This window comes from Rickettsia endosymbiont of Polydrusus tereticollis, from assembly GCF_964026385.1.
Classification (GTDB): Bacteria; Pseudomonadota; Alphaproteobacteria; order Rickettsiales; family Rickettsiaceae; genus Rickettsia.
The window spans coordinates 2,094,123-2,118,077 of record NZ_OZ032142.1 but is presented as its reverse complement, the minus strand read 5'-3'; the positions used below and the strand labels follow the sequence as shown (position 1 = coordinate 2,118,077).

Here is a 23,955-nt window from a genome sequence, read left to right as displayed (position 1 = left end):
AGGGGTACGAATCTCTCCATGTGCAGTAGTAATAACGCCGCACCTGGCTTTGTTATGTTGGTGATTTAATTTAAACGAAAATTTTGACATTAATTGTGTATTTTATTTTTATTATTATAGTCGTCTAACGCATCGTCAATTTCTTGCATATGTTTATGTGCTAGCCACACCGATTTATTACCGATAATATATAAATTATTTTTAGCTCTACTAATACCGACATTTAACACGTTCGGCTTATGAGTCATAATATTTCTTGCACCTTTATCGTCCGGATGTTGTGCACCTAGCATCATAATAACGGTATCGGCTTCCTTACCTTGGAATGCGTGAATAGTACCGATATTTTCACTGCAAAATTTTTCCATTTCTTGTCCAATTTGAAGATTGATTGCAGCTTTGCCGAGTTCATTTTTTATATAAAGACTAAAATCTTTATATATTGTTATGATATAAATTTGACTTAGTAATTCAACAAAATTTTCTTTTTCTAAAACTAATTTTAGTAAATTTAATAATTTTTGAAATTCTGCTTTTGATTCGTATTGTTTATTTTCAGCTTCAGTATCTTCAACGTCTATCCACCTTGAATTTTTTAAAATTGCTTTAAGAGGAGAAGTTACATTGGAAACGGCAGGAATCATTTTATTATCATAAGCGATGCTATTGCAGATATCAAACATTGGATTCTGACATCTTCTATGCACTAGCAGAGGAAAGCCGACAGTACCGCCACCATATTTAGTTTGATATAATGAATTACGATCGGCTAAATGTTGGACTGAAACTTCAGAAGGTGACCAATCTTTGTCAGAAACTTTGTATTTTTTACATAATTCTTTAATTAAATCTTGTTTTAAAACAGATATAGGCTCCGTTTGCATCGGGTCGCCAACCACTATTACATTTTTCGCTTTGTATATGGCACTTGCTGCATATTGTGGTGGAGTTTGACCTGCTTCATCAATAATTAGCCATGAAAAATCGTTGTGATCGGCATATTTAAATACGTTATCAAAAGAATGAAAAGTTGTTGAAACTACCGGAACAACCATAAAAAAGTTTTGCCACGCCACACGCCAAGTTTCCGTTTTAGCATCAATTGATGATTTCATCACCACATCAGCAAAATATTTTAAACTATGCCAGAAATTATTAGCGTTAGCATTAATAAATATTTCATGAAGCGTTACTGCTTTAATAAATAACTTTGACCTTAATTCTTCAAACTCTTTATTAAAATATGGAGTAGTTTTATGTAGACTACCATAGTTGGTATAGTAATTTTGCCAAAAATAATCATTCTCCAGCTTTTCAATATTAAAATTTTCTTTCCTTAAAAACTCTAAAGATTTAACTAATAACTCATCTAACTCTTTAAGCTTTGTTGTTTTTTGCAATGTTGCTTGTTCTAATTCTTCAATTAATTCTTGTGCATCTTTAATTTTATTTTTTATTTCAATTTTATTTGCTAATTTTTCACTTTTACGAGTAATTATTTTTTTCTTACGTTGATTAAACTCTATATATTTTGTAGCCTCAAAAGATTTATTTTCTAAAGAAATTAAATTCATATCTTTAAAATCACATTCGATTTCTTCTAGTTGAGAATTAATATGTTCTAAACTAATGTTTAGAATTTCAATTTCCCTATTTTGTTTTTTTATAAGTGCGGCAATATCTTTATTTTCGAATTTATTTAATATTTCTCTTCTTTTATTACCAATAGTAACGACATAATCTATATTTTGATAAATATCAGCGATTTTTTTTATGTAATTCATTAAACTCAGTACAAGCTTTTGTCCATTCTTTATTAGTATCTTCTAATGAATTGCAATATTTAGGTTTAAAATGCTCCGGTGCTTTATCTACGCATTTATTGTTAGTTAGTAAATTAAAATATTGACAAAATGTATAAATTTCCTCTTCTGGATTTTTAGCAATATCTTTTTTTTGCCAAGTATCTTCGTCTTCTTGACTCCAAAATTTATTCATAAATTTTTGCTTATTACTAGCTTTACCAAGAATTGCAGCAAATATTCCCCAACTATCTTTTTTATAAAAAAGTTGTTTAAAAAAACCCAGCTCTTTATGATATATCTGATCTATTTTTGCGTAAAGCGGCAGCTCTCTGGAAATATTTTCAACAGCATTATTATTAGATGAGGCAAGGATAATGCTATAACCTTGTAAAGAAGGCTTTAACGGCTTAATATTATGTTGAAAATTTGTCGGCTTATCAGAAAAACCTTCACTTTCAAATCCTTCGGCCGGGGTTTTAAGACTAGCGAGTTGTACCGCTCGAGTAACATAAAGATTGGCAATAACGTCAAATAATAAAGTAGTCTTACCGGTTCCCGGAGGTCCATTAATTGCAAAAAGATTTTGATTAGTTGCAGTTTTATTAAATATTGAATTAATCGCCGCTGCTTGAAGTAATGCTAAAGAATTATTAGGCGATGAGGGCCAACGAGCAAATTGCATTTTGAGAGGGTCTAGCAAATCTTGCAAAATTTTTGGCTTCTCTGTAGATTCCTCTAGCACATCAAGGGAGTTTGGCTTATCACTTGCTCCCATATATTTTGCATAAGCGGAGTCATCAAAGTATTTATCTGTTCGGGTACGCAAAAAATCTAGCTGCTTTAAAAAAAAGCTATTAAACATTTCTAAAGGAGCGTAATATATAAGATTTTTATGATCTTTTGCAGTTGTATTTTTTTTAAGTTTTTTTGATATTACTCTCTTAACGCATATTTCGGTTTTTTCAAGTAAATATTTTTTATCAATATCTAATTTTTCAACTAAGCCATCAATCATAAGATTAACGCTTTCTAAATCAAATTTTTTACGTAACTCTAATTCTTTATCCGATTCTTCCGGTGCTATTGCATATTCTGATATTAAGTTATTTATTAAAATATTAGTATTATTTTCAAAATCTGCTAAATTTTCAAAATCTTTTTCTGAAAAATCCGGCTGTATAATTATACCAAGTGCATAGGCAGCAGTTGAAATTATCATTGATCCTTCTATATAATTCATATCTTCATCAAGAATTAAAGCGGCAATTGGAGTCATAATAGACCTTTCTTGATTTCTATGGTTCCGCAGCTTTTCTTCTTGAATATCAGATAACTTTATTATTTTTTTGATAATGTCAATTTCAGCAGTTGACCAATCTAAGTATCCAAGATAAACATTCCAATATATAGACACTTCATATTTAGTAAGGTCAATACCTAAATTTTGTTTATTAATAACGTTTTTAAACGGATTATCTTTGAGTAGTAAAAGTGCATCATTATCGCTTAGTTTTTTACAGAATGTTCCGCCATTTCCCTTCTTATGTTTTTCTAACTCTTCATAATATTTATTTAAGTTTTCGTTTTTATTTGGCGTTAGAACTTCAATAATTTTCCAAACATCTAAAATGGATTTTACTTGTTCAGGAGATTGGTTGTACATAAGAATAGTATTAGATTAATTATAATAGTTAGTATTCATTACGAGAGGGTATAATGGTACCCAAAAACTAGACAAGAAAATAGAGAAAAGTAGGTATAATATCTCCTAGGAAAAGGAGCAAAAAATGAAAAAACAAGTTAAAAAATATAGTGCAGAAGAAAAAGCAAAAATAGCAATTGAAGCAATATCTGGAGAAATGACTATAGCTCAAATTACCAGCAAATATGGTGTTCACGCTAATCAGATTTATAAATGGAAGAAAGAAGCTTTAGATTTTATGGTTTCTGGATTTAAATCGAAATCTAAACAACAAGATACCGGCCAAGAAGATTTAATTAAATCATTATTTGAGCAAATAGGCCAGTTAACAGTTGAAAGAGACTGGCTTAAAAAAAAATCTAGTATCTTTGGATTTAGAGGTTAGGAAAAAAATGATAAGTTATGCTTCAAATTTAACCATAGCAAGACAATGCAAACTTTTAGATTTAAACCGCTCAAGTTACTACTACCGAGCTAGGAATACCTTAGATAATGTATTTATTGAACGTTTTTGGCGATCTTTGAAACAAGAGAAGATTTATCGTTTTGATCTTGAAACGGTACGTGAAGCAAAGATAGCTATCAGAGATTATATAGAATTTTATAATAAGCAAAGACCTCATCAATCGCTTGAATATAAGACACCTGAAATGATACATTTTGCAGAAAAACTAGAAAATTATCAAGAGGCTATATGACATAGAAAATGCAAACTTTACTTTGAAAAACCAATACATTAATACAGGAGAATTACACCTCTAAAATTTAAAAAATTTGTCTAGACAAAGGGTACCACCTCAGGGTGTTGTTACGTGGCTCTAAAAAAGTGCTGTATGTCATTCCCGCGAAGGCGGGAATCCAGAAAATATTTAAGCGAATTATATAGTAAATTTTTATATAATTTTGCTTATTTTAAGTGTTTTTTCTGGATTCCCGCCTTCGCGGGAATGACATAGAACATGCTTTAACCTATCCACGCAACAACACAGGTACAAGCCACGGTATGACATTGAAACACTTATTTTCCAATCCACACAATAACAGCTCAATTTATCAAACCGCTTCAACGCACATAGCCATTCCGAGTCCGCCGCCGATGCAAAGGGTAGCGAGGCCCTTTTTGGCATTAATCCTTTTCATTTGGTGAATTAACGTAACTAAAACTCTTGCACCGCTTGCACCTATTGGATGACCTATTGCCACAGCCCCGCCATTCATATTAACTTTGCTTAAATCCCATTTCATTTCTTGATTAACATAAACGCTTTGAGCGGCAAATGCTTCATTCGCTTCGATAACATCCAAATCCTCTATGCTCCAACCTGCTTTTGCTAATGCTTTCCTTGAAGCAGGAACGGGAGCGGTACCCATAATGTTTGGATCGACGCCGGCAGAGGCGTAAGATACGATACGAACTAAAGGAGTCAAATTATGTTTCTTTAATGCTTCTTCGGAAACTACCATTAAACAAGCAGCACCGTCATTAATAGAAGAAGCGTTACCCGCCGTTACTGTGCCGTTTTTATCGAAAGCCGGACGAAGCTTGCTTAAAATCTCCATAGTAGTATTCGGTCTAACTGTTTCGTCATGCTCAAAAATAATCGTATTTTTCTTAGTAACTACGTCTATCGGTAAAATTTCATTTTTAAATCTTCCTTCTAGTTGAGCAGCAGCTGCTTTTTGATGAGACTTTAAAGAAAATTCATCTTGCATTTCACGAGTAATATTAAATTGCTTGGCAATATTTTCAGCGGTGATACCCATGAAGCTACCGGAAAATACATCAGTCAGTCCGTCATATTGCATTAAATCGATCATTTTAGCATCGCCGAATTTACAGCCTGCCCGTACATATGCACCGTGCAGCCCCAGCGACATATTTTCCTGCCCTCCCGCTATAACAATTTCATTATCGCCGGCAATAATGGAGCTAGCGGCAAGTGCTACCGTTTTAAGACCAGAACCGCATACTTTATTTACTGTAAAAGCGGTAACTTCTTTTGGAATACCGGCATGAATTAAAGATTGTCTAGCCGGATTCTGCCCGCTGCCACCCGTTATGACTTGACCGAGTATTACTTCACTTATAACAGCCGGATCAACTTTACTATCCTTTAGAATAGAGCTAATTATAGCTGCACCCAAATGAGGTGCGGAAATTGTTGCAAGACTGCCTAAAAAAGAACCGACGGCGGTTCTTTTTGCCTGGGTTATATAAACCATACGCATCAAGTTAAGAAAAGCAAGTAGGTTATACTGGTATTACGGTAGTAAATTATGAATTAAAAAGAAGCTAATATATGGTATAAATTTTTGCAAGATTAACAACTAAATTGTGAGAATTTGTACTATGGGGAAAATAGTAAACTTAGCAAAACTATGCCAAGAGTTTTTTGGAGAGACAGCCAATAATTTATCCATTACAACAGGATTTATTAAGAGACAACGAAAAATAACTGGTTCAGCTTTTCTAAAAGCTATAGTGTTTGGTAATATGAGCGATAGTAATTGTAGTCTTGATGGAATGCGTAACTTTTTAAGTGAAGAAACTATAGATATTTCTGCCCAAGGCTTAGACTTTAGGTTTACTGAGGTAGCAGTAAAATTTATGCAGTCAATGTATGAACAATGCTTGAAATTATTTAGAAATACTATGCCGCTTGATTGCAACATTTTGCAGCAATTTAATAGCGTTAAATTATTGGATAGTAGCCATATTATTCTACCTGCCAATATGGCGGATATGTATAAGGGTTGCGGTGCTTGCTATAAGGGGCGTAGTAGTACAGTGCAATCTTCTCTTAAATTACAGGTAGTATTTGATTATTTAAATCAATCGTTAGATAAAGTCGATATAACAGAAGGTATAAGGGCTGATCAAGGATATAGAGAACATTTATCAAACATATCTACTAACCCGGATATTGCATGAGATATAGGAGACAAAATCCTCGTAAAGCTGTATAATACTGGTATTTCATTAGAATAATACAAAGGATTTTGTCATGACAAATTGTATAGCATATAGTTACCAGTTTTCCAAAGTAAAAAATCGGACAATAGAGATAAATTTCACTGGAGGTGATATTAGTAGCGATGGAGGTGTGTTGTTATTAAGAGAAGCAGATAAAAGGCTTGGTATAACAGAGGAGCTTGCTAAAATATTTCCTGATAGACGAGATGGTAGTAAAATTACCCATAATATGGCAACAATGCTGAGGCAACGAATTTATGGTATTGCATTAGGTTATGAAGATTTAAATGACCACAATTATCTACGAAAATGTCCTGCTATGCAAACAGCTATGGAAACAATTGATGATATGGCAAGTAGTTCTACCTTATGTCGTATAGAAAACAATGCTGATAGACACTTTGCAATTAAAGTGCATGAACTAATGCTTGATAAATTTATTAAGTCTCATAAAATAGTACCAAAGCAGCTAATACTTGATTTTGATGCTACGGATGATGAAATTCATGGGCAACAGGAAGGTAAGTTTTATCATGGTTATTACGGTCATAATTGCTTTTTACCTTTGTATGTTTTTTGTGGAAAGCATCTGTTAGTTAGTTATCTTAGGACGTCAAAGCAGGATCAAGCAAAACATTCTTGGGCAATATTATCATTGTTAGTAAAACGTTTTCGCCAAGCTTGGCCAGAGGTAAAGATTATTTTTCGTGGTGATAGTGGATTTTGTCGTCATCAGATGTTTGATTGGTGTGATATTCATAATATAAAATATATTGTAGGAATGCCCCAAAATAACAGACTAAATGAGTTACTGAAACCTACAATGGAGAAGTCAAAAGCAGCATTTATTATAACCCAAGAAAAGCAACGTCTTTTTAGTGAGTTTCCATATAAGGCTGGTAGTTGGAGTCATGAACGTAGAATAATTGGTAAGGCAGAAATGACAATGCTTGGAGAAAATCCAAGGTATATAGTAACTAATTTATCAGATAAACCTGAAGATTTATACGACAAAGTTTACTGTGGTCGTGGTGATATGGAAAACCGTATAAAAGAGCAACAACTAGAATTATTTGCAGATCGTACTTCTTGTCATAGATGGTGGGCTAATCAGCTCAGAATGATTTTATCGGGTCTTGCATACACTTTAGTAGAATATATCAGAGGTAATTTATTACAAGGTAGTGCATTAGCAAAAGCACAAATAGGTACAATACGTTTAAAATTATTAAAAATTGGGGTAGTAATTATCCGTAATACTAGGCGTATTAAGTTTTTGTTATCTTCATCATATCCTTACCGACAGGTATGGAATCATGTGATGAAGAAATTAGCATTAGAATAACCTAGATTAGCACTGTTCCCGGTGCTTAGAAAAAATGGGGTAAGGGGCATTACATCTAAAATTTGAAAATAACGGCTTCAAAGCACTTTTTGGCAAAATTTTTACAAAAGTATCATTGCTAATATTATAAATTACTCAATTTCTTACTTTAAATCTCACTTCATGCAATATCCGGGCTAAGGACTTATTAATATCTGATTTAGGTTATTTTGTCCCAGCTTCATTTATTCAAATTATCGAACTTGGTGCATATTTTATTAGTCGTTATAAAGCAGATACTAATATATATGACCCTATCACTGAGGAAAAAATTGATTTATTAAACTTATTAGATAATAAATTCTTTTTATCAAAAGATGTACTTTTAGGTAAACAAGCAAAAGTTAAGCTACGGATTATATGTCATAAATTGACTGATGAACAGGCTATTGGTAGAAGAAGGAAGGCTAATTTATTAGCTAAGTCTCATAAATATAAATCTTCTTCAAGAAACCAGAGATTACTAGATTGGTCAATATTTATCACTAATATATCAGAGGATATGGTTAATGCTGAGCATATAATGATAATTTATCGAGCAAGATGGCAAATTGAATTATTATTTAAATTATATAAAAGTCATGCAAAAATTGAGAATCTTAAAGGGAGAAGTAAACCTGCAAGAGTTTTGTGTGAATTATATGGTAAATTATGTAGTGTGCTTATTTTTCATGGATTATCGAATTGTGTAGAATTAGCAAATGATAGAGAAATTAGTTTAACCAAAGCATTTATTGAACTACAGAAAAGGTCAAGAGAATTATTCCTGTCTATTACTGGACGTCTTAATGATTTAGAGCAGTTCCTTAAGAAATTAATTATAGATTGGGGGAAATTTTCTTTGAAAGATAAATATCGTAAAACCAGATTATCTTCCTTAAATACACTAAAATTATTAACAATTATGGCTTAACTTGATGCGTATGCTTAGCTCTAACCCGGATATTGCATGAGATATAGGAGACAAAATCCTCGTAAAGCTGTATAATACTGGTATTTCATTAGAATAATACAAAGGATTTTGTCATGACAAATTGTATAGCATATAGTTACCAGTTTTCCAAAGTAAAAAATCGGACAATAGAGATAAATTTCACTGGAGGTGATATTAGTAGCGATGGAGGTGTGTTGTTATTAAGAGAAGCAGATAAAAGGCTTGGTATAACAGAGGAGCTTGCTAAAATATTTCCTGATAGACGAGATGGTAGTAAAATTACCCATAATATGGCAACAATGCTGAGGCAACGAATTTATGGTATTGCATTAGGTTATGAAGATTTAAATGACCACAATTATCTACGAAAATGTCCTGCTATGCAAACAGCTATGGAAACAATTGATGATATGGCAAGTAGTTCTACCTTATGTCGTATAGAAAACAATGCTGATAGACACTTTGCAATTAAAGTGCATGAACTAATGCTTGATAAATTTATTAAGTCTCATAAAATAGTACCAAAGCAGCTAATACTTGATTTTGATGCTACGGATGATGAAATTCATGGGCAACAGGAAGGTAAGTTTTATCATGGTTATTACGGTCATAATTGCTTTTTACCTTTGTATGTTTTTTGTGGAAAGCATCTGTTAGTTAGTTATCTTAGGACGTCAAAGCAGGATCAAGCAAAACATTCTTGGGCAATATTATCATTGTTAGTAAAACGTTTTCGCCAAGCTTGGCCAGAGGTAAAGATTATTTTTCGTGGTGATAGTGGATTTTGTCGTCATCAGATGTTTGATTGGTGTGATATTCATAATATAAAATATATTGTAGGAATGCCCCAAAATAGGACCAGTGTTAAGGTAGCTGCGATGAGCCGCCACATTTAATGTAAAGTTCCAACATTTTAAGTTCCTAAAAGAATATTGTTGACACTTTTTAGTATTTATATTAAAAGATACAGCTAATAATATTTGATTATAGGTAGTATTGTTCGTAAATAGTACCGACATTAGGTATTCTAGGAACATACAAAATAATATATGTCAAATTTACTATCATTAGAAGATTTTAATCTATGCAACACAAAAACTGGTAAAATCAATCAACTAGCTTTTGGAGTAATGTTAATTTATTTTCGGTCTCACATTAAATTCCCTGCAGCAGAAGAAAAACCAATATCATTAAAATTAATATCAGCCATTGCTTCAGAGTTGGATATTGAAGAGTCTATTCTTTCAAAATTTAATTGGAGCGGTAGAACAGCAGAAAGATATCATCAGGATATTAGAAAATATCTGGGATATCGCCAAGCAAATAATAATGATGTTTTAATATTTACAGAATATCTAACAAATAATATTCTACCTCATTATCCATCTAATGAATTATTAATGGAGCAGACTAGGTTATTTTTTGACCAAAATAAAATTGTACTATTCAAGAAAAAACAGTTGGATCGTTATGTTGCTTCAGCAAAGCATCAATTTGAACAAAAACTTTTTGAAAAGATATTTAAAAGTTTAAGTCAAGATAACTGTTATTTGATTGACCAAATCCTTGAACAAAGCGAACAGTCAAAGAATGGTATTATAGAATTATCAGAGTTAAAAAATGATATACCTGGGGTTAGGCTAAAAAATGTTAATTTTGCTTTGGATAAGATCGCTTTATTAAAAAAAATTACTTTGCCCAAATCGATTGTAGATTTAGTAGATAGAAAATTACTGCTGAAATATTATGATCGTATCATGGTTTTATCGCCTAGTAATATTTTAGAGTTTAGCCCTGTGGCAAAATATGCGACTATGGCAATATTCTGTTATATAAGATTGCAGCTAATATTAGATAGTTTAGCTGATACATTAATTAAGCTTATAAAACGTATACGTTCTAGTTCTGAAAAATACGTAGATAACTATATTGTAAAGGAGGTTAAGCGTGTTGATGGAAAATTTGATATTCTAGAGAAATTAGCATCTTTATCAGTTAACAATCCTAAAAGTACAATTGAAGATAAGATTTACCCTGAAGTTTCTAAAGAAAAACTAGAAGCAATAATTACTGATTTACAGCAACGCGGTAAATGGTATCAACAACAGGTACAAAATAAGATTCATTCAAAGTATGCGTATGGAAGTAGAACCACACTACTACCAATACTACAAACTTTTCAGTTAAAAGAAGATCACTCTAGTTATCAACCGATTTTGAAAGCTGTTGAATTTATTAATAAGTACTGGAATGAATCAGACTCAGAGTATTATGAAACGGAGCCGCCTATTGAAGGTATAATACCTACAAATTGGCATCCAATGGTTGTTCAAGTAGATAAAGATGTGATTAAAGTTAATAAATATAACTATGAGCTTGCCGTTTTAGAAGAATTGAAGCGTTTTTTAAACTTCAAAGCAATATGGATTAAAAGAAGTTATCGATATAGAAATCCTGAAGAAGATATACCAAAAGATTTTGAACAAAAAAAGCAACAATATTATCAAGAACTTGGTCTACCTTTAGATGATAAGGAGTTTATTACAAAGTTACAAAATGCCTTAGAAAGGGGTTTAGAAAATCTAAATAGCAAAATACCTAATAATAATCTTGTTAAAATCAAGACAAGTACTGTTGGGAAGAATATTACTATTACCCCATCAGAAGCACAAAAAGATCCAAATAACATCATTGCACTACAAAAGGAAATTACAGGTAGGTGGTCAAGTATAAACCTTATTGATATTTTAAAAGAAACTGATCTACTTACCAATTTTACACGGCAAATGGAAACTATTGCTAAAAGTAGTAGTATTGAACCGTCAGGCCTTAGAAAAAGACTTTTATTGTGTTTATATGGTATAGGTAGCAATACAGGATTGAAGAGAATAAGTATTGCCAATGGTGATGTTAATTACAGCGATTTACGTTATATTAAGAAGAGGTATATTAATGCTACAAATGTTAGAAACTCTATTCGTCTAATTATTAACAATATTCTCAAAATACGTAATCCAGATATTTGGGGAGAAGCAACAACATCAGTAGCATGCGATTCAACAAAGATAAGTAGTTGGGATCAAAATCTTATTAATGAGTGGCATCACCGTTATCAAGGTCGAGGAGTAATGATTTATTGGCATGTCGATAAGAAATCATTATGTATTTATTCACAATTAAAAAGTTGTTCATCTTCAGAAGTAGGGTCAATGATTAAAGGTATAATTGATCATGATACAGAGATGAACATGAACAGAGTATTTGTTGATACTCATGGTCAAAGTGTGATAGGTTTTGCTATTAGCTACTTACTTGATTTTGATTTACTACCTAGATTAAAAGCAATAAATAAACAAAAACTTTATGGGGTTGCATCTGGAGATAAATGGAAATACCAATATATTTCTGAAATAATTAAAGGTGGTATCAATTGGAAATTAATTGAGGAGAATTACAATGAAGCCGTTAAACATCTTGTAGCATTAAAATTGGGTATTGTAGAACCTGATGTACTAGTAAAACGTTTTAGTAATAATAATTACGAACATCCTGTATATAGAACTTTGTTAGAAATTGGTAAAGCAAATAAAAGTATTTTTCTATGTAAATACCTAGATTCAGAAGATCTTAGAATTGAAATCAATGAAGGGTTGAATGTAGTAGAACGCTTAAATTATATAATGGATTTTATTTTCTATGGGAAACTAGGAGAGCTCACAACAAACAATATTGGTGATCAAGAATTATCAATATTATGTCTACATTTATTACAAGCTTGTATTGTCTATATTAATACTCTTATTATTCAGCAAGTATTATCTGAGCCTCACTGGCAAAACAAACTGACTCCTGAAGATTACAGGGCATTAACACCGTTACTTTCAACGCATATTAATCCATACGGCTTGTTTCCAATTGATTTTAACCAACGTATATTAATATATTCGCAAGCTGGGTCGGGGTATTACCGATGACAATAATAAACCGTACTCCTGTAAGAGAAAAAGCCAGATACTTTTTGAAGGATTTAAAAAAGGAACAACCAGATTATAATTACTTGAGAGAATTATTTAGACATATTCGTAAAGAACTCGATGTAAAAGTAGACAATAGCACCACAAAGAAATTACCTTATGTACCAACAGAAGAGGAAATTAGTAAGTATTATAAGGCTGTATGGAAATCAAGAAATATGAAGCATGTAGTAATTATTAAGACGTTACTTTATACTGGGGTACGAGTATCGGAATTGGTAAAAATAAAAATATCAGATATAGATTTAGATAGTTGTCAAATTAGAATTAACCACGGAAAGGGTAGTAAAGATAGAATAGTTCCGTTTCCTAATGCATTTACAGAAGTATTAGCTGTACACATTGAAAATGCAAAGAAAAATAAGACAGTTTACCTATTTGAATCTAGTTGGAAGAAACCGTATTCTGATCGAGGTATTAGGAAAATATTAATGAATTACACAAAAGAAGCTGGCATTGAGAACTCAATATCACCACATAAATTACGGCATTTTCTTTTTACATGGATGAAGAAAAAAGGCGTGGATGATGCATTAATCCAACCTTATTCGGGGCATGAGAGTCGTCAATCACTTGAAATATATTCAAAATTATCACTCGTAGACTGCCAACCAGAGTATGAAAAAAAGATTAAAGAATTCCCTGTTTAAATATGGCGGCTCATCGCAGCTACCTTAACACTGGTCCAAAATAACAGACTAAATGAGTTACTGAAACCTACAATGGAGAAGTCAAAAGCAGCATTTATTATAACCCAAGAAAAGCAACGTCTTTTTAGTGAGTTTCCATATAAGGCTGGTAGTTGGAGTCATGAACGTAGAATAATTGGTAAGGCAGAAATGACAATGCTTGGAGAAAATCCAAGGTATATAGTAACTAATTTATCAGATAAACCTGAAGATTTATACGACAAAGTTTACTGTGGTCGTGGTGATATGGAAAACCGTATAAAAGAGCAACAACTAGAATTATTTGCGATCGTACTTCTTGTCATAGATGGTGGGCTAATCAGCTCAGAATGATTTTATCGGGTCTTGCATACACTTTAGTAGAATATATCAGAGGTAATTTATTACAAGGTAGTGCATTAGCAAAAGCACAAATAGGTACAATACGTTTAAAATTATTAAAAATTGGGGTAGTAATTATCCGTAATACTAGGCGTATTAAGTTTTTGTTATCTTCATCATATCCTTACCGACAGGTATGGAATCATGTGATGAAGAAATTAGCATTAGAATAACTGAGGTGGTACCCTTTGTCTAGACAAATTTTTTAAATTTTAGAGGTGTAATTCTCCTGTATTAATGTATTGGTTTTTCAAAGTAAAGTTTGCATTTTCTATGTCATATAGCCTCTTGATAATTTTCTAGTTTTTCTGCAAAATGTATCATTTCAGGTGTCTTATATTCAAGCGATTGATGAGGTCTTTGCTGATTATAAAATTCTATATAATCTCTGATAGCTATCTTTGCTTCACGTACTGTTTCAAGATCAAAACGATAAATCTTCTCTTGTTTCAAAGATCGCCAAAAACGTTCAATAAATACATTATCTAAGGCTCTGCCTTTGCCGTCCATACTAATAGCTATGCCTTGTTGCTCAAGTATTTGAGTAAAATCTTTTGATGTAAATTGTACTCCTTGATCCGTATTAAAAATGTCAGGCTTGCCATGTATAGATATTGCTTCATTTAGAGCTTCAATACAAAAATCATTTTCTAAACTAATCGACACCCGCCAACTCAAAATATAACGACTATACCAATCCATTATAGCAACCAAATATACAAAACCTTGCTTTAATCTTATGTAAGTAATATCTGCACAGTAAACTTGATTGGAGCAAACCACCTCTATATTATTTAATAGATATGGGTATACTTTATGAGCCTGATTCCTACGGCTTAAATTAATCTTTGGGTATACTGCTTCAATACCAAGTATTTTATAATATTTTCTTATCATCTTACGACTAACATTTAACCCTTCGGATTTTAGGACATGAGACATTCTTCTAGTACCATAATAGGGATGCTCTGTAAAAATCTCATCAATTCTGTTCAGTACTCTATACTCCTTATCATCTAAGGTATTCCTAGCTTGGTAGTAGTAACTTGAGCGGTTTAAATCTAAAAGTTTGCATTGTCTTGCTATGGTTAAATTTGAAGCATAACTTATCATTTTTTTCCTAACCTCTAAATCCAAAGATACTAGATTTTTTTTTAAGCCAGTCTCTTTCAACTGTTAACTGGCCTATTTGCTCAAATAATGATTTAATTAAATCTTCTTGGCCGGTATCTTGTTGTTTAGATTTCGATTTAAATCCAGAAACCATAAAATCTAAAGCTTCTTTCTTCCATTTATAAATCTGATTAGCGTGAACACCATATTTGCTGGTAATTTGAGCTATAGTCATTTCTCCAGATATTGCTTCAATTGCTATTTTTGCTTTTTCTTCTGCACTATATTTTTTAACTTGTTTTTTCATTTTTTGCTCCTTTTCCTAGGAGATATTATACCTACTTTTCTCTATTTTCTTGTCTAGTTTTTGGGTACCATTATAGCCCGACAAGGACAAGCTATTACTAATTTTAAACAAAAGTTACCATCACCAACTGCAGAATCAGCAAATCAAGTTTTTAAGGATCCATATTTCTTTGATTTTCTTAATATAGGTAAAGAAGCTCAAGAAAGAGAAATAGAACATAACTTAATGATACACATGGAGAAAATTTTACTAGAACTAGCCCGGATATTGCATGAGATATAGGAGACAAAATCCTCGTAAAGCTGTATAATACTGGTATTTCATTAGAATAATACAAAGGATTTTGTCATGACAAATTGTATAGCATATAGTTACCAGTTTTCCAAAGTAAAAAATCGGACAATAGAGATAAATTTCACTGGAGGTGATATTAGTAGCGATGGAGGTGTGTTGTTATTAAGAGAAGCAGATAAAAGGCTTGGTATAACAGAGGAGCTTGCTAAAATATTTCCTGATAGACGAGATGGTAGTAAAATTACCCATAATATGGCAACAATGCTGAGGCAACGAATTTATGGTATTGCATTAGGTTATGAAGATTTAAATGACCACAATTATCTACGAAAATGTCCTGCTATGCAAACAGCTATGGAAACAATTGATGATATGGCAAGTAGTTCTACCTTATGTCGTATAGAAAACAATGCTGATAGACACTTTGCAATTAAAGTGCATGAACTAATGCTTGATAAATTTATTAAGTCTCATAAAATAGTACCAAAGCAGCTAATACTTGATTTTGATGCTACGGATGATGAAATTCATGGGCAACAGGAAGGTAAGTTTTATCATGGTTATTACGGTCATAATTGCTTTTTACCTTTGTATGTTTTTTGTGGAAAGCATCTGTTAGTTAGTTATCTTAGGACGTCAAAGCAGGATCAAGCAAAACATTCTTGGGCAATATTATCATTGTTAGTAAAACGTTTTCGCCAAGCTTGGCCAGAGGTAAAGATTATTTTTCGTGGTGATAGTGGATTTTGTCGTCATCAGATGTTTGATTGGTGTGATATTCATAATATAAAATATATTGTAGGAATGCCCCAAAATAACAGACTAAATGAGTTACTGAAACCTACAATGGAGAAGTCAAAAGCAGCATTTATTATAACCCAAGAAAAGCAACGTCTTTTTAGTGAGTTTCCATATAAGGCTGGTAGTTGGAGTCATGAACGTAGAATAATTGGTAAGGCAGAAATGACAATGCTTGGAGAAAATCCAAGGTATATAGTAACTAATTTATCAGATAAACCTGAAGATTTATACGACAAAGTTTACTGTGGTCGTGGTGATATGGAAAACCGTATAAAAGAGCAACAACTAGAATTATTTGCAGATCGTACTTCTTGTCATAGATGGTGGGCTAATCAGCTCAGAATGATTTTATCGGGTCTTGCATACACTTTAGTAGAATATATCAGAGGTAATTTATTACAAGGTAGTGCATTAGCAAAAGCACAAATAGGTACAATACGTTTAAAATTATTAAAAATTGGGGTAGTAATTATCCGTAATACTAGGCGTATTAAGTTTTTGTTATCTTCATCATATCCTTACCGACAGGTATGGAATCATGTGATGAAGAAATTAGCATTAGAATAACCTAGATTAGCACTGTTCCCGGTGCTTAGAAAAAATGGGGTAAGGGGCATTACATCTAAAATTTGAAAATAACGGCTTCAAAGCACTTTTTGGCAAAATTTTTACAAAAGTATCATTGCTAATATTATAAATTACTCAATTTCTTACTTTAAATCTCACTTCATGCAATATCCGGGCTAGGTAGTGGTTTTGCTTTTGTAGGGCGTCAATATCATTTACAAGTTAGTACACGAAATTATTATCTTGATCTACTATTTTACCATTTAAAGCTTAGATGTTTTATAGCTATTGAGCTAAAAGCTGTTGAATGTGAACCAGAACATGCTGGAAAGATGAATTTTTACTTATCGATAATTGATGATAAATTAAAACATCCGACAGATAACCCATCTATTGGTCTTATATTATGTAAGACCAAAGACCAAGTACTTGCTGAATATGCATTGCGTGACATGAGCAAGCCTATTGGTTTAGCAGAATATCGTATTACTGAAAATCTACCTGAAGATATTAAAACGTCTCTACCCACTATCGAAGAACTAGAAGCAGAAATGGCAAGAGATTTTGACAACAATAAAAATGTCCAAGGAAAAGTAGTCACTCGTGAATTATCAAAATCAAAAGCATAGTCAAAATAATTTTACTCGCGGTTCACAAATTTTTGCTCATCAGATGAGAATGCTTGGGCAAGGCAGTATCAATGCTTTAACAGCTGGGCTAATATTTACTGTAGTTTGGCTAATGTGGCGTACATATCAGAAATTATCTTTAATAAGTCTATATTATTTCATTATAGAAAGATATGCGGAGTTAAAACTTGCTATAGGAGAGTATTTTTATCCTATAGATCAAATAGGTATTAAATTCTATTATTTAGAGCAAAAAGCTTGGGTTTACCATAATGCTGAAGAATTTGTTTATAAATTTTGGCATATTACACCATATTCGCATAATATCAATCAATTTGGACAATTTTTATTGCATTCAGCTTGGCAAGAAGGTATTATTACTTTTACTGTAGGTATGTTTACTGCTATCATCTTTTTTATGTATCGAGGTAAAAAAGCTGTTATCCAAGATAAGATTAGGGGAGCAGATTTTGTAGAAGCTAAAACTTTAGCAAAAATGCTTTATAAAAACAAACAAGCTGCTAATATTTGCTTTTCTGGATTGCCATTAGTTAAAGATAGTGAGAGAAGGCATGTTCTTATTACCGGTACTACAGGTAGTGGTAAAACTAATATGTTAAATGAGCTATTACCTCAAATTAGAAAAGAGCGAGGTAGAGCAATTATTGTTGATTTAACAGGTAGCTTTACTGATAGATTTTTTGATCCCAAATGTGATAAGATACTTAATCCCTTAAAGCCTAAAGGTGAGTTTAGTATTAGAAAGTGGTTTACTGCGGACAAAGGTTGGTTATTTATAACTAGCACTCCTAATCAAAGGGTAATGCTTCGACCACTTATTGCTGCATGGATTAGCATAGCGATAAAAGCATTAATGAATAGGAACATCAATAATACTCATAGTAATATGTGGTTTGTGATTGATGAGCTACCAGCTTTACAAAAGATATCTTCTTTAGGAATAGCTTTAGCTGAAAGCAGGAAATATGGTGGCTGCGTTGTTGCAGGTATGCAGAATATTCATCAATTAGAGGAAATATATGGTCATGCAGGAGCAGCTTCAATGCTTGATCTATTTGGCAGCAAATTTATTTTTCGGGTAAGTGATCAACAAACAGCACATAAATCAGCTTTAATGCTTGGTGAGCAAGAAATTATTGAAACTCAAGAGAATCTCTCTTATGGTGCTAACTCCATGCGTGATGGAGTAAATATGCATAGCTTAGAGAAAAGAAAATTATTAGTAATGCCTTCTGAAATTATGAATCTAGAAGATCTTACCTGTTATGTAAAATTTGCGGGTAATTTCCCTATTACTAAATTACAAATGAATTTACAAACTATGATTTAAATCTAAAAATATAAAACCATTTTAATGGCATTTTTAAAAGATTTTAATTGTTTGATAGGGATTACCTTATAAAGAAAAATCCTATTATAATGCCCCTTTAAATCGCTAATTTAGTATTACGAGTTTTAGAGGTAAGCTGTGTATAAAAAACTTTTTTGTTATTTCAGAATTTTTTATAAATGATTTTTCAAACAGCAGAGTAAATTTTACAAGAAATATGTTTACTCTAAAGAACTAATAAAAGCTTTATCAAGACCGGTTACACTAGAAATTAAAGAAACATTACAACCTTGAGCTAACATTTTCTTTGCTACCTCTACTGCTTTATTATATTCCCCTTCAGCTTTTCCTCTAGCTTCACCAACTTGTAAACCTTCAAAAATACCTAATTCTTTTCCTTCTTGTTGCCAATGTTCTGCTAAACTTCTCATAAGCCTTGTCCCTATTTCTGGATTCAACTTTGTTGATAATAAATTCTCTAGTTTTATTTTATCATCTTGCTCTATCTTCGTCAATGTATAATATAATATCATTTCTAGATAATCATAACCTATCGTTATTTTGGTTAATTCTGGTAATATATCTGATATTTCTTGCCATCTTTTTAATAATTCCCTCTCATGTATATGCTTGAGAAAAAATTCTAATATCCCTGACCATATCCTTTGTTTAAACTCTTCATCAGGAATTTCATGGACATTCACTAATTGGTAATCATTAATCCATAATTCTCTTGCTAATTTGTTATTAGCAAATAAATCCCACAAATTCCTTGCAACATTGTATTTCTCCTGACCATTGTAAAATATCATCGGGTATATTAATGGTAAAGTCTTAGCTTTAGGATTTTGTATTAAATATCGCTCACAAATATTAATCATATATTTAAAAAGCCTAAAAGCCATAAAATGATCTGCTTTTGATTGATGTTCTACAAGCAAAAATTAAGTATCCGTCTTGTTTATCAAATTTGCATGAGAATAAAACATCAGAGATAGAATCTTTTAAAGAGCTTTCTACAAAAGTGGTATTTTCCATTGCTAAACTAGGAAAATCTATTAAACTTTTAATATTTGGGGGCAAATGTGCATTAAAGAACTCATGGGCGACTAGAGGATTCTCCAGTGCCTTACGAAATATCTTATCATGCTTAGCTTTCTTTGTGCCTTTATCTGGATCACCCAGCAGGTTTCCTTGTTCACTCATATATTTATATTTTTTAACTTGATAAAATATTATTACACTACACTCTAAACTCTTATTCCTTGATTTAGCTTGATCTCAGATACTTGCTTTACCGCACTTCTTATTTCTTTAGCTATTTCTGAGCTTGGACTTATATATTGCATTACTTGTTTATCTCTTCCTATGGCATTTAAGTAATCTTCAGGGACGAGATGGCTTTTGCCTTGAAAATCATGTACTACTATATCAGAAAATTTTTTATCACCAAGATTATAATTAGGATCAAATTTATTCTGCATAATTTGTAAATCTTTCTGTATCTTCTGCTCTATTGCTGCTATGCAAATCTTGTTACTATAAGCAGTACAAGAATCTATACCTTTTTCTCTGTAGATTTGTATTGCGGTATTGATATTCTCTTCTGTGCCAAACTTTGCTAAAGCTTGTATTTGCTGTTGCTGCAAATTATTTAGTCCGTTATTATCGTTATTTACCATTAGAAGAAGATAGTTGTAGTAATCTTAACAACAGAGTGACCTATGAGCTATCAAAATCAAAATAATTTCACTCGTGGTTCACAAATTTTTGCTCATCAGATGAGAATGCTTGGGCAAGGCAGTATCAATGCTTTAACTGTTGGGTTAGTATTTACTGTAGTTTGGTTAATGTGGCGTACATATCAGAAATTATCTTTGATAAGTCAATATTATTTTATCATAGAGCGATACGTACAATTAAAACTTGTCATAGGACAGTATTTTTATCCTATAGATCAAATAGGTATTAAATTCTATTATTTAGAGCAAAAAGCTTGGGTTTACCGTAATGCTGAAGAATTTGTTCATAAATTTTGGCATGTTACACAGCATTCGCATAATATCAATCAATTTGGGCAATTTTTATTGCATTCAGCTTGGCAAGAAGGTACTATTACTTTTACTGTTGGAATATTTACTGCTATCATCTTTTTTATGTATCGAGGTAAAAAAGCTGTTATCCAAGATAAGATTAGGGGAGCAGATTTTGTGGAAGCAGGTACTTTAGCAAAAATGCTTTATAAAAACAAACAAGCTGCTAATATTTGCTTTTCTGGATTACCATTGGTTAAAGATAGTGAGAGAAGACATATTCTTATTACCGGTACTACAGGTAGTGGTAAAACTAATATGTTAAATGAGCTATTACCTCAGATTAGAAAAGAGCGAGGTAGAGCAATTATTGTTGATTTAACAGGTAGCTTTACTGATCGATTTTTTGATCCAAAATGTGATAAGATACTTAATCCTTTGCAAGAGAATAGTTCAGCATGGCTACCATGGAATGATTGTCATGAAATTTGGGATTATAATGATATGGCCAGTAGTTTTAGTAATTATAATCCAAAATTAGATGATTTTTTTGCTAAAAGTGCTGAGCTAGTATTAGCTGAAGGATTAAGATTATATCAGGATAGTAAAGACATCAAAAAGCTTGTAAATACTATTCTTTATGCAAATAATAAAGAATTTGCAAGAGTCTTTAAAAATAGTGCAGTAGCCGGTATAATTAGCAGTAGTGCCCCTGAGACTTCGTCCGGTATTCAAGCAACTGTTAGTAAAAATATTGAAGCTCTGCAACATTTAAAGCCTGATGGTAGTTTTAGTATTAGAAAGTGGTTTACTGCGGACAAAGGTTGGTTATTTATAACTAGTACTCCTAACCAAAGAGTAATGCTACGACCACTTATTGCTGCATGGATTAGCATAGCAATAAAAGCATTAATGAATAGGAATATCAATAATACTCATAGTAATATGTGGTTTGTGATTGATGAACTACCAGCTTTACAAAAGATATCTTCTTTAGGGGTAGCTTTAGCTGAGAGTAGGAAATATGGTGGCTGCGTTGTTGCAGGCATGCAGAATATTCATCAATTAGAGGAGATATATGGTCATGCAGGAGCAGCTTCAATGCTTGATCTATTTGGTAGCAAATTTATTTTTCGAGTGAGTGATCAGCAGACAGCACATAAATCTGCTTTAATGCTTGGTGAGCAAGAAATAATCGAGACTCAAGAGAATCTCTCTTATGGCTCTAATACCGTGCGTGATGGGGTTAATATGCACAGCTTAGAGAAAAGGAAATTATTAGTAATGCCTTCTGAAATTATGAATCTAGAAGATCTTACCTGTTATGTAAAATTTGCGGGTAATTTTCCTATTACTAAATTACCAATGAATTTACAAACTTGATTTAAATCCAAAAACATAAAAGCCATTTTAATGGTATTTTTAAAAGATTTCAATTGTTTGATAGGGGGATACCTTATAAAGAAAAATCCTATTATAATGCCCCTTTAAATCGCTAATTTAGTATTACGAGTTTTAGAGGTAAGCTGTGTATAAAAAACTTTTTTGTTATTTCAGAATTTTTTATAAATGATTTTTCAAACAGCAGAGTAAATTTTACAAGAAATATGTTTACTCTAAAGAACTAATAAAAGCTTCATCAAGACCGGTTACACTAGAAATTAAAGCAATATTGCAACCTTGAGCTAACATTTTCTTTGCTACCTCTACTGCTTTATTATATTCCCCTTCAGCTTTTCCTTCAGCTTTTCCAATTTGGATACCTTTAGCTTCACCAATTTGGATACCTTTAGCTTTACCAATTTGGATACCTTGAGCTTCACCAACTTGTAAGCCTTCAAGAATACCTAATTCTTTTCCTTCTTGTTGCCAATGCTCTGCTAAACTTCTCATAAGCCTTGTTCCTATTTCTGGATTCAACTTTGTTGATAATAAATTCTCTAGTTTTATTTTATCATCTTGCTCTATCTTCGTCAATGTATAATATAATATCATTTCTAGATAATCATAACCTATCGTTATTTTAGTTAATTCCGGTAATATATCTGATATTTCTTGCCATCTTTTTAATAATTCCCTCTCATTTATATGCTTGAGAAAAAATTCTAATATCCCTGACCATATCCTTTGTTTAAACTCTTCATCAGGAATTTCATGGACATTCACTAACTGGTAATCATTAATCCATAATTCTCTTGCTAATTTGTTATTAGCGAACAAATCCCACAAATTCCTTGCAACATTATATTTCTCCTGACCATTGAAGAATATCATGGGGTATATTAATGGTAAAGTCTTAGCTTTAGGATTTTGTATTAAATATCGCTCACAAATATTAATCATATATTTAAAAAGCCTAAAAGCCATAAAATGATCTGCTTTTGATTGATGTTCTACAAGCAAAAATAAGTATCCGTCTTGTTTATCAAATTTGCATGAGAATAAAACATCAGAGATAGAATCTTTTAAAGAGCTTTCTACAAAAGTGGTATTTTCCATTGCTAAACTAGGAAAATCTATTAAACTTTTAATATTTGGGGGCAAATGTGCATTAAAGAATTCATGGGCAACTAGAGGATTCTCTAGTGCCTTACGAAATATCTTATCATGCTTAGCTTTCTTTGTGCCTTTATCTGGATCACCCAGCAGGTTTCCTTGTTCACTCATATATTTACATTTTTTGAATTGGTAAAATATTATTACACTACACTCTAAACTCTTATTCCTTGATTTAGCTTGATCTCAGATACTTGCTTTACTGCACTTCTTATTTCTTTAGCTATTTCTGAGCTTGGACTTATATATTGCATTACTTGTTTATCTCTTCCTATGGCATTTAAGTAATCTTCAGGGACGAGATGGCTTTTGCCTTGAAAATCATGTACTACTATATCACAAAATTTTTTATCACCAAGATTATAATTAGGATCAAATTTATTGATCTGTCAACAGTTTTC

At 32.0% G+C, this 23,955-nt stretch carries 17 protein-coding genes and 6 pseudogenes; 14 read left to right on the top strand and 9 right to left on the bottom strand.

Annotated features, from left to right (window positions below; genetic code table 11):
- Positions 1-89: 89 nt before the first annotated feature.
- Both AAGD48_RS10320 and AAGD48_RS10315 read right to left on the bottom strand, forming a co-directional pair.
- A complete protein-coding gene (locus AAGD48_RS10320) occupies positions 90-1,784 on the bottom strand; it encodes a DEAD/DEAH box helicase (RefSeq protein WP_341789916.1) in 1,695 nt (564 codons plus the stop codon).
- On the bottom strand, positions 1,759-3,468 hold the full coding sequence (locus tag AAGD48_RS10315; protein ID WP_341789915.1) for a hypothetical protein: 1,710 nt from the start codon (positions 3,466-3,468) through the stop codon (positions 1,759-1,761). The genes AAGD48_RS10320 and AAGD48_RS10315 overlap by 26 nt, the downstream gene beginning before the upstream one ends.
- A 124-nt stretch (positions 3,469-3,592) precedes the next feature.
- Between AAGD48_RS10315 and AAGD48_RS10310 the strand changes: the two genes are divergently transcribed.
- Both AAGD48_RS10310 and AAGD48_RS10305 read left to right on the top strand, forming a co-directional pair.
- Positions 3,593-3,892: a transposase gene (locus AAGD48_RS10310; protein ID WP_045812944.1), complete on the top strand. Its 300-nt coding sequence runs from the start codon at positions 3,593-3,595 to the stop codon at positions 3,890-3,892.
- A gap of 7 nt (positions 3,893-3,899) precedes the next feature.
- Complete coding sequence (locus AAGD48_RS10305) at positions 3,900-4,205, top strand: integrase core domain-containing protein (protein WP_341789914.1); 306 nt, start codon at positions 3,900-3,902, stop codon at positions 4,203-4,205.
- A gap of 355 nt (positions 4,206-4,560) precedes the next feature.
- On the opposite strand, the gene AAGD48_RS10300 is transcribed toward AAGD48_RS10305, so the two are convergent.
- A complete protein-coding gene (locus tag AAGD48_RS10300; protein WP_341789913.1) occupies positions 4,561-5,739 on the bottom strand; it encodes an acetyl-CoA C-acetyltransferase in 1,179 nt (392 codons plus the stop codon).
- A gap of 103 nt (positions 5,740-5,842) precedes the next feature.
- Here AAGD48_RS10300 and AAGD48_RS10295 point away from each other — a divergent pair, with 103 nt between their 5' ends.
- The 7 genes and pseudogenes from AAGD48_RS10295 to AAGD48_RS10720 all read left to right on the top strand — a co-directional run bounded on the left by AAGD48_RS10295 (position 5,843) and on the right by AAGD48_RS10720 (position 14,076).
- Positions 5,843-6,439: a hypothetical protein gene (locus AAGD48_RS10295; protein ID WP_341789912.1), complete on the top strand. Its 597-nt coding sequence runs from the start codon at positions 5,843-5,845 to the stop codon at positions 6,437-6,439.
- 73 nt (positions 6,440-6,512) lie between these two features.
- Positions 6,513-7,826, top strand: a complete 1,314-nt coding sequence (locus AAGD48_RS10290; protein WP_341789277.1) for an IS1380 family transposase — start codon at positions 6,513-6,515, stop codon at positions 7,824-7,826.
- Between the two features lie 166 nt (positions 7,827-7,992).
- Positions 7,993-8,778 (top strand): annotated as a pseudogene (locus AAGD48_RS10285) (IS4 family transposase); the annotation flags it as partial.
- A 113-nt stretch (positions 8,779-8,891) separates the two neighbouring features.
- Positions 8,892-9,695, top strand: a complete 804-nt coding sequence (locus AAGD48_RS10280; protein ID WP_341789911.1) for an IS1380 family transposase — start codon at positions 8,892-8,894, stop codon at positions 9,693-9,695.
- A gap of 153 nt (positions 9,696-9,848) precedes the next feature.
- Positions 9,849-12,773, top strand: a complete 2,925-nt coding sequence (locus AAGD48_RS10275) for a Tn3 family transposase (RefSeq protein ID WP_341789910.1) — start codon at positions 9,849-9,851, stop codon at positions 12,771-12,773.
- Positions 12,770-13,483, top strand: coding sequence for a tyrosine-type recombinase/integrase (locus AAGD48_RS10270; RefSeq protein ID WP_341789693.1), 714 nt, complete (start codon positions 12,770-12,772; stop codon positions 13,481-13,483). The genes AAGD48_RS10275 and AAGD48_RS10270 overlap by 4 nt, the downstream gene beginning before the upstream one ends.
- Before the next feature lie 72 nt (positions 13,484-13,555).
- Positions 13,556-14,076: pseudogene (locus tag AAGD48_RS10720) on the top strand (transposase).
- A gap of 103 nt (positions 14,077-14,179) precedes the next feature.
- Here the strand turns inward: AAGD48_RS10720 and AAGD48_RS10255 are convergent.
- Together AAGD48_RS10255 and AAGD48_RS10250 are read right to left on the bottom strand one after the other, a co-directional pair.
- Positions 14,180-15,016, bottom strand: a complete 837-nt coding sequence (locus tag AAGD48_RS10255; RefSeq protein WP_341789908.1) for an IS3 family transposase — start codon at positions 15,014-15,016, stop codon at positions 14,180-14,182.
- A gap of 7 nt (positions 15,017-15,023) precedes the next feature.
- Positions 15,024-15,323, bottom strand: a complete 300-nt coding sequence (locus AAGD48_RS10250; protein ID WP_045812944.1) for a transposase — start codon at positions 15,321-15,323, stop codon at positions 15,024-15,026.
- A 60-nt stretch (positions 15,324-15,383) separates the two neighbouring features.
- Here AAGD48_RS10250 and AAGD48_RS10715 point away from each other — a divergent pair, with 60 nt between their 5' ends.
- From AAGD48_RS10715 to AAGD48_RS10235, 4 genes and pseudogenes are all read left to right on the top strand, one after another.
- Positions 15,384-15,605, top strand: coding sequence for a PDDEXK nuclease domain-containing protein (locus tag AAGD48_RS10715; RefSeq protein ID WP_410526017.1), 222 nt, complete (start codon positions 15,384-15,386; stop codon positions 15,603-15,605).
- Between the two features lie 66 nt (positions 15,606-15,671).
- Positions 15,672-16,985 (top strand): IS1380 family transposase, encoded by a 1,314-nt coding sequence (locus tag AAGD48_RS10245; RefSeq protein ID WP_341789277.1) that lies wholly within the window; start codon positions 15,672-15,674, stop codon positions 16,983-16,985.
- Between the two features lie 176 nt (positions 16,986-17,161).
- A pseudogene (locus AAGD48_RS10240) lies at positions 17,162-17,614 on the top strand (PDDEXK nuclease domain-containing protein); the annotation flags it as partial.
- A gap of 43 nt (positions 17,615-17,657) precedes the next feature.
- On the top strand, positions 17,658-18,965 hold the full coding sequence (locus AAGD48_RS10235) for a type IV secretion system DNA-binding domain-containing protein (protein WP_341790794.1): 1,308 nt from the start codon (positions 17,658-17,660) through the stop codon (positions 18,963-18,965).
- A gap of 221 nt (positions 18,966-19,186) precedes the next feature.
- Here the strand turns inward: AAGD48_RS10235 and AAGD48_RS10230 are convergent.
- Together AAGD48_RS10230 and AAGD48_RS10225 are read right to left on the bottom strand one after the other, a co-directional pair.
- Positions 19,187-20,171: pseudogene (locus tag AAGD48_RS10230) on the bottom strand (Rpn family recombination-promoting nuclease/putative transposase).
- 44 nt (positions 20,172-20,215) lie between these two features.
- Positions 20,216-20,641, bottom strand: a pseudogene (locus AAGD48_RS10225) (conjugal transfer protein TraA); the annotation flags it as partial.
- A gap of 48 nt (positions 20,642-20,689) precedes the next feature.
- On the opposite strand from AAGD48_RS10225, the gene AAGD48_RS10220 reads away from it, so the two are divergent.
- Complete coding sequence (locus tag AAGD48_RS10220; RefSeq protein ID WP_341789907.1) at positions 20,690-22,381, top strand: type IV secretion system DNA-binding domain-containing protein; 1,692 nt, start codon at positions 20,690-20,692, stop codon at positions 22,379-22,381.
- 228 nt (positions 22,382-22,609) lie between these two features.
- Here the strand turns inward: AAGD48_RS10220 and AAGD48_RS10215 are convergent, their stop codons facing one another.
- Positions 22,610-23,665: an Rpn family recombination-promoting nuclease/putative transposase gene (locus AAGD48_RS10215; RefSeq protein WP_341789906.1), complete on the bottom strand. Its 1,056-nt coding sequence runs from the start codon at positions 23,663-23,665 to the stop codon at positions 22,610-22,612.
- 44 nt (positions 23,666-23,709) lie between these two features.
- Positions 23,710-23,937, bottom strand: a pseudogene (locus AAGD48_RS10710) (conjugal transfer protein TraA); the annotation flags it as partial.
- Positions 23,938-23,955 lie beyond the last annotated feature (18 nt).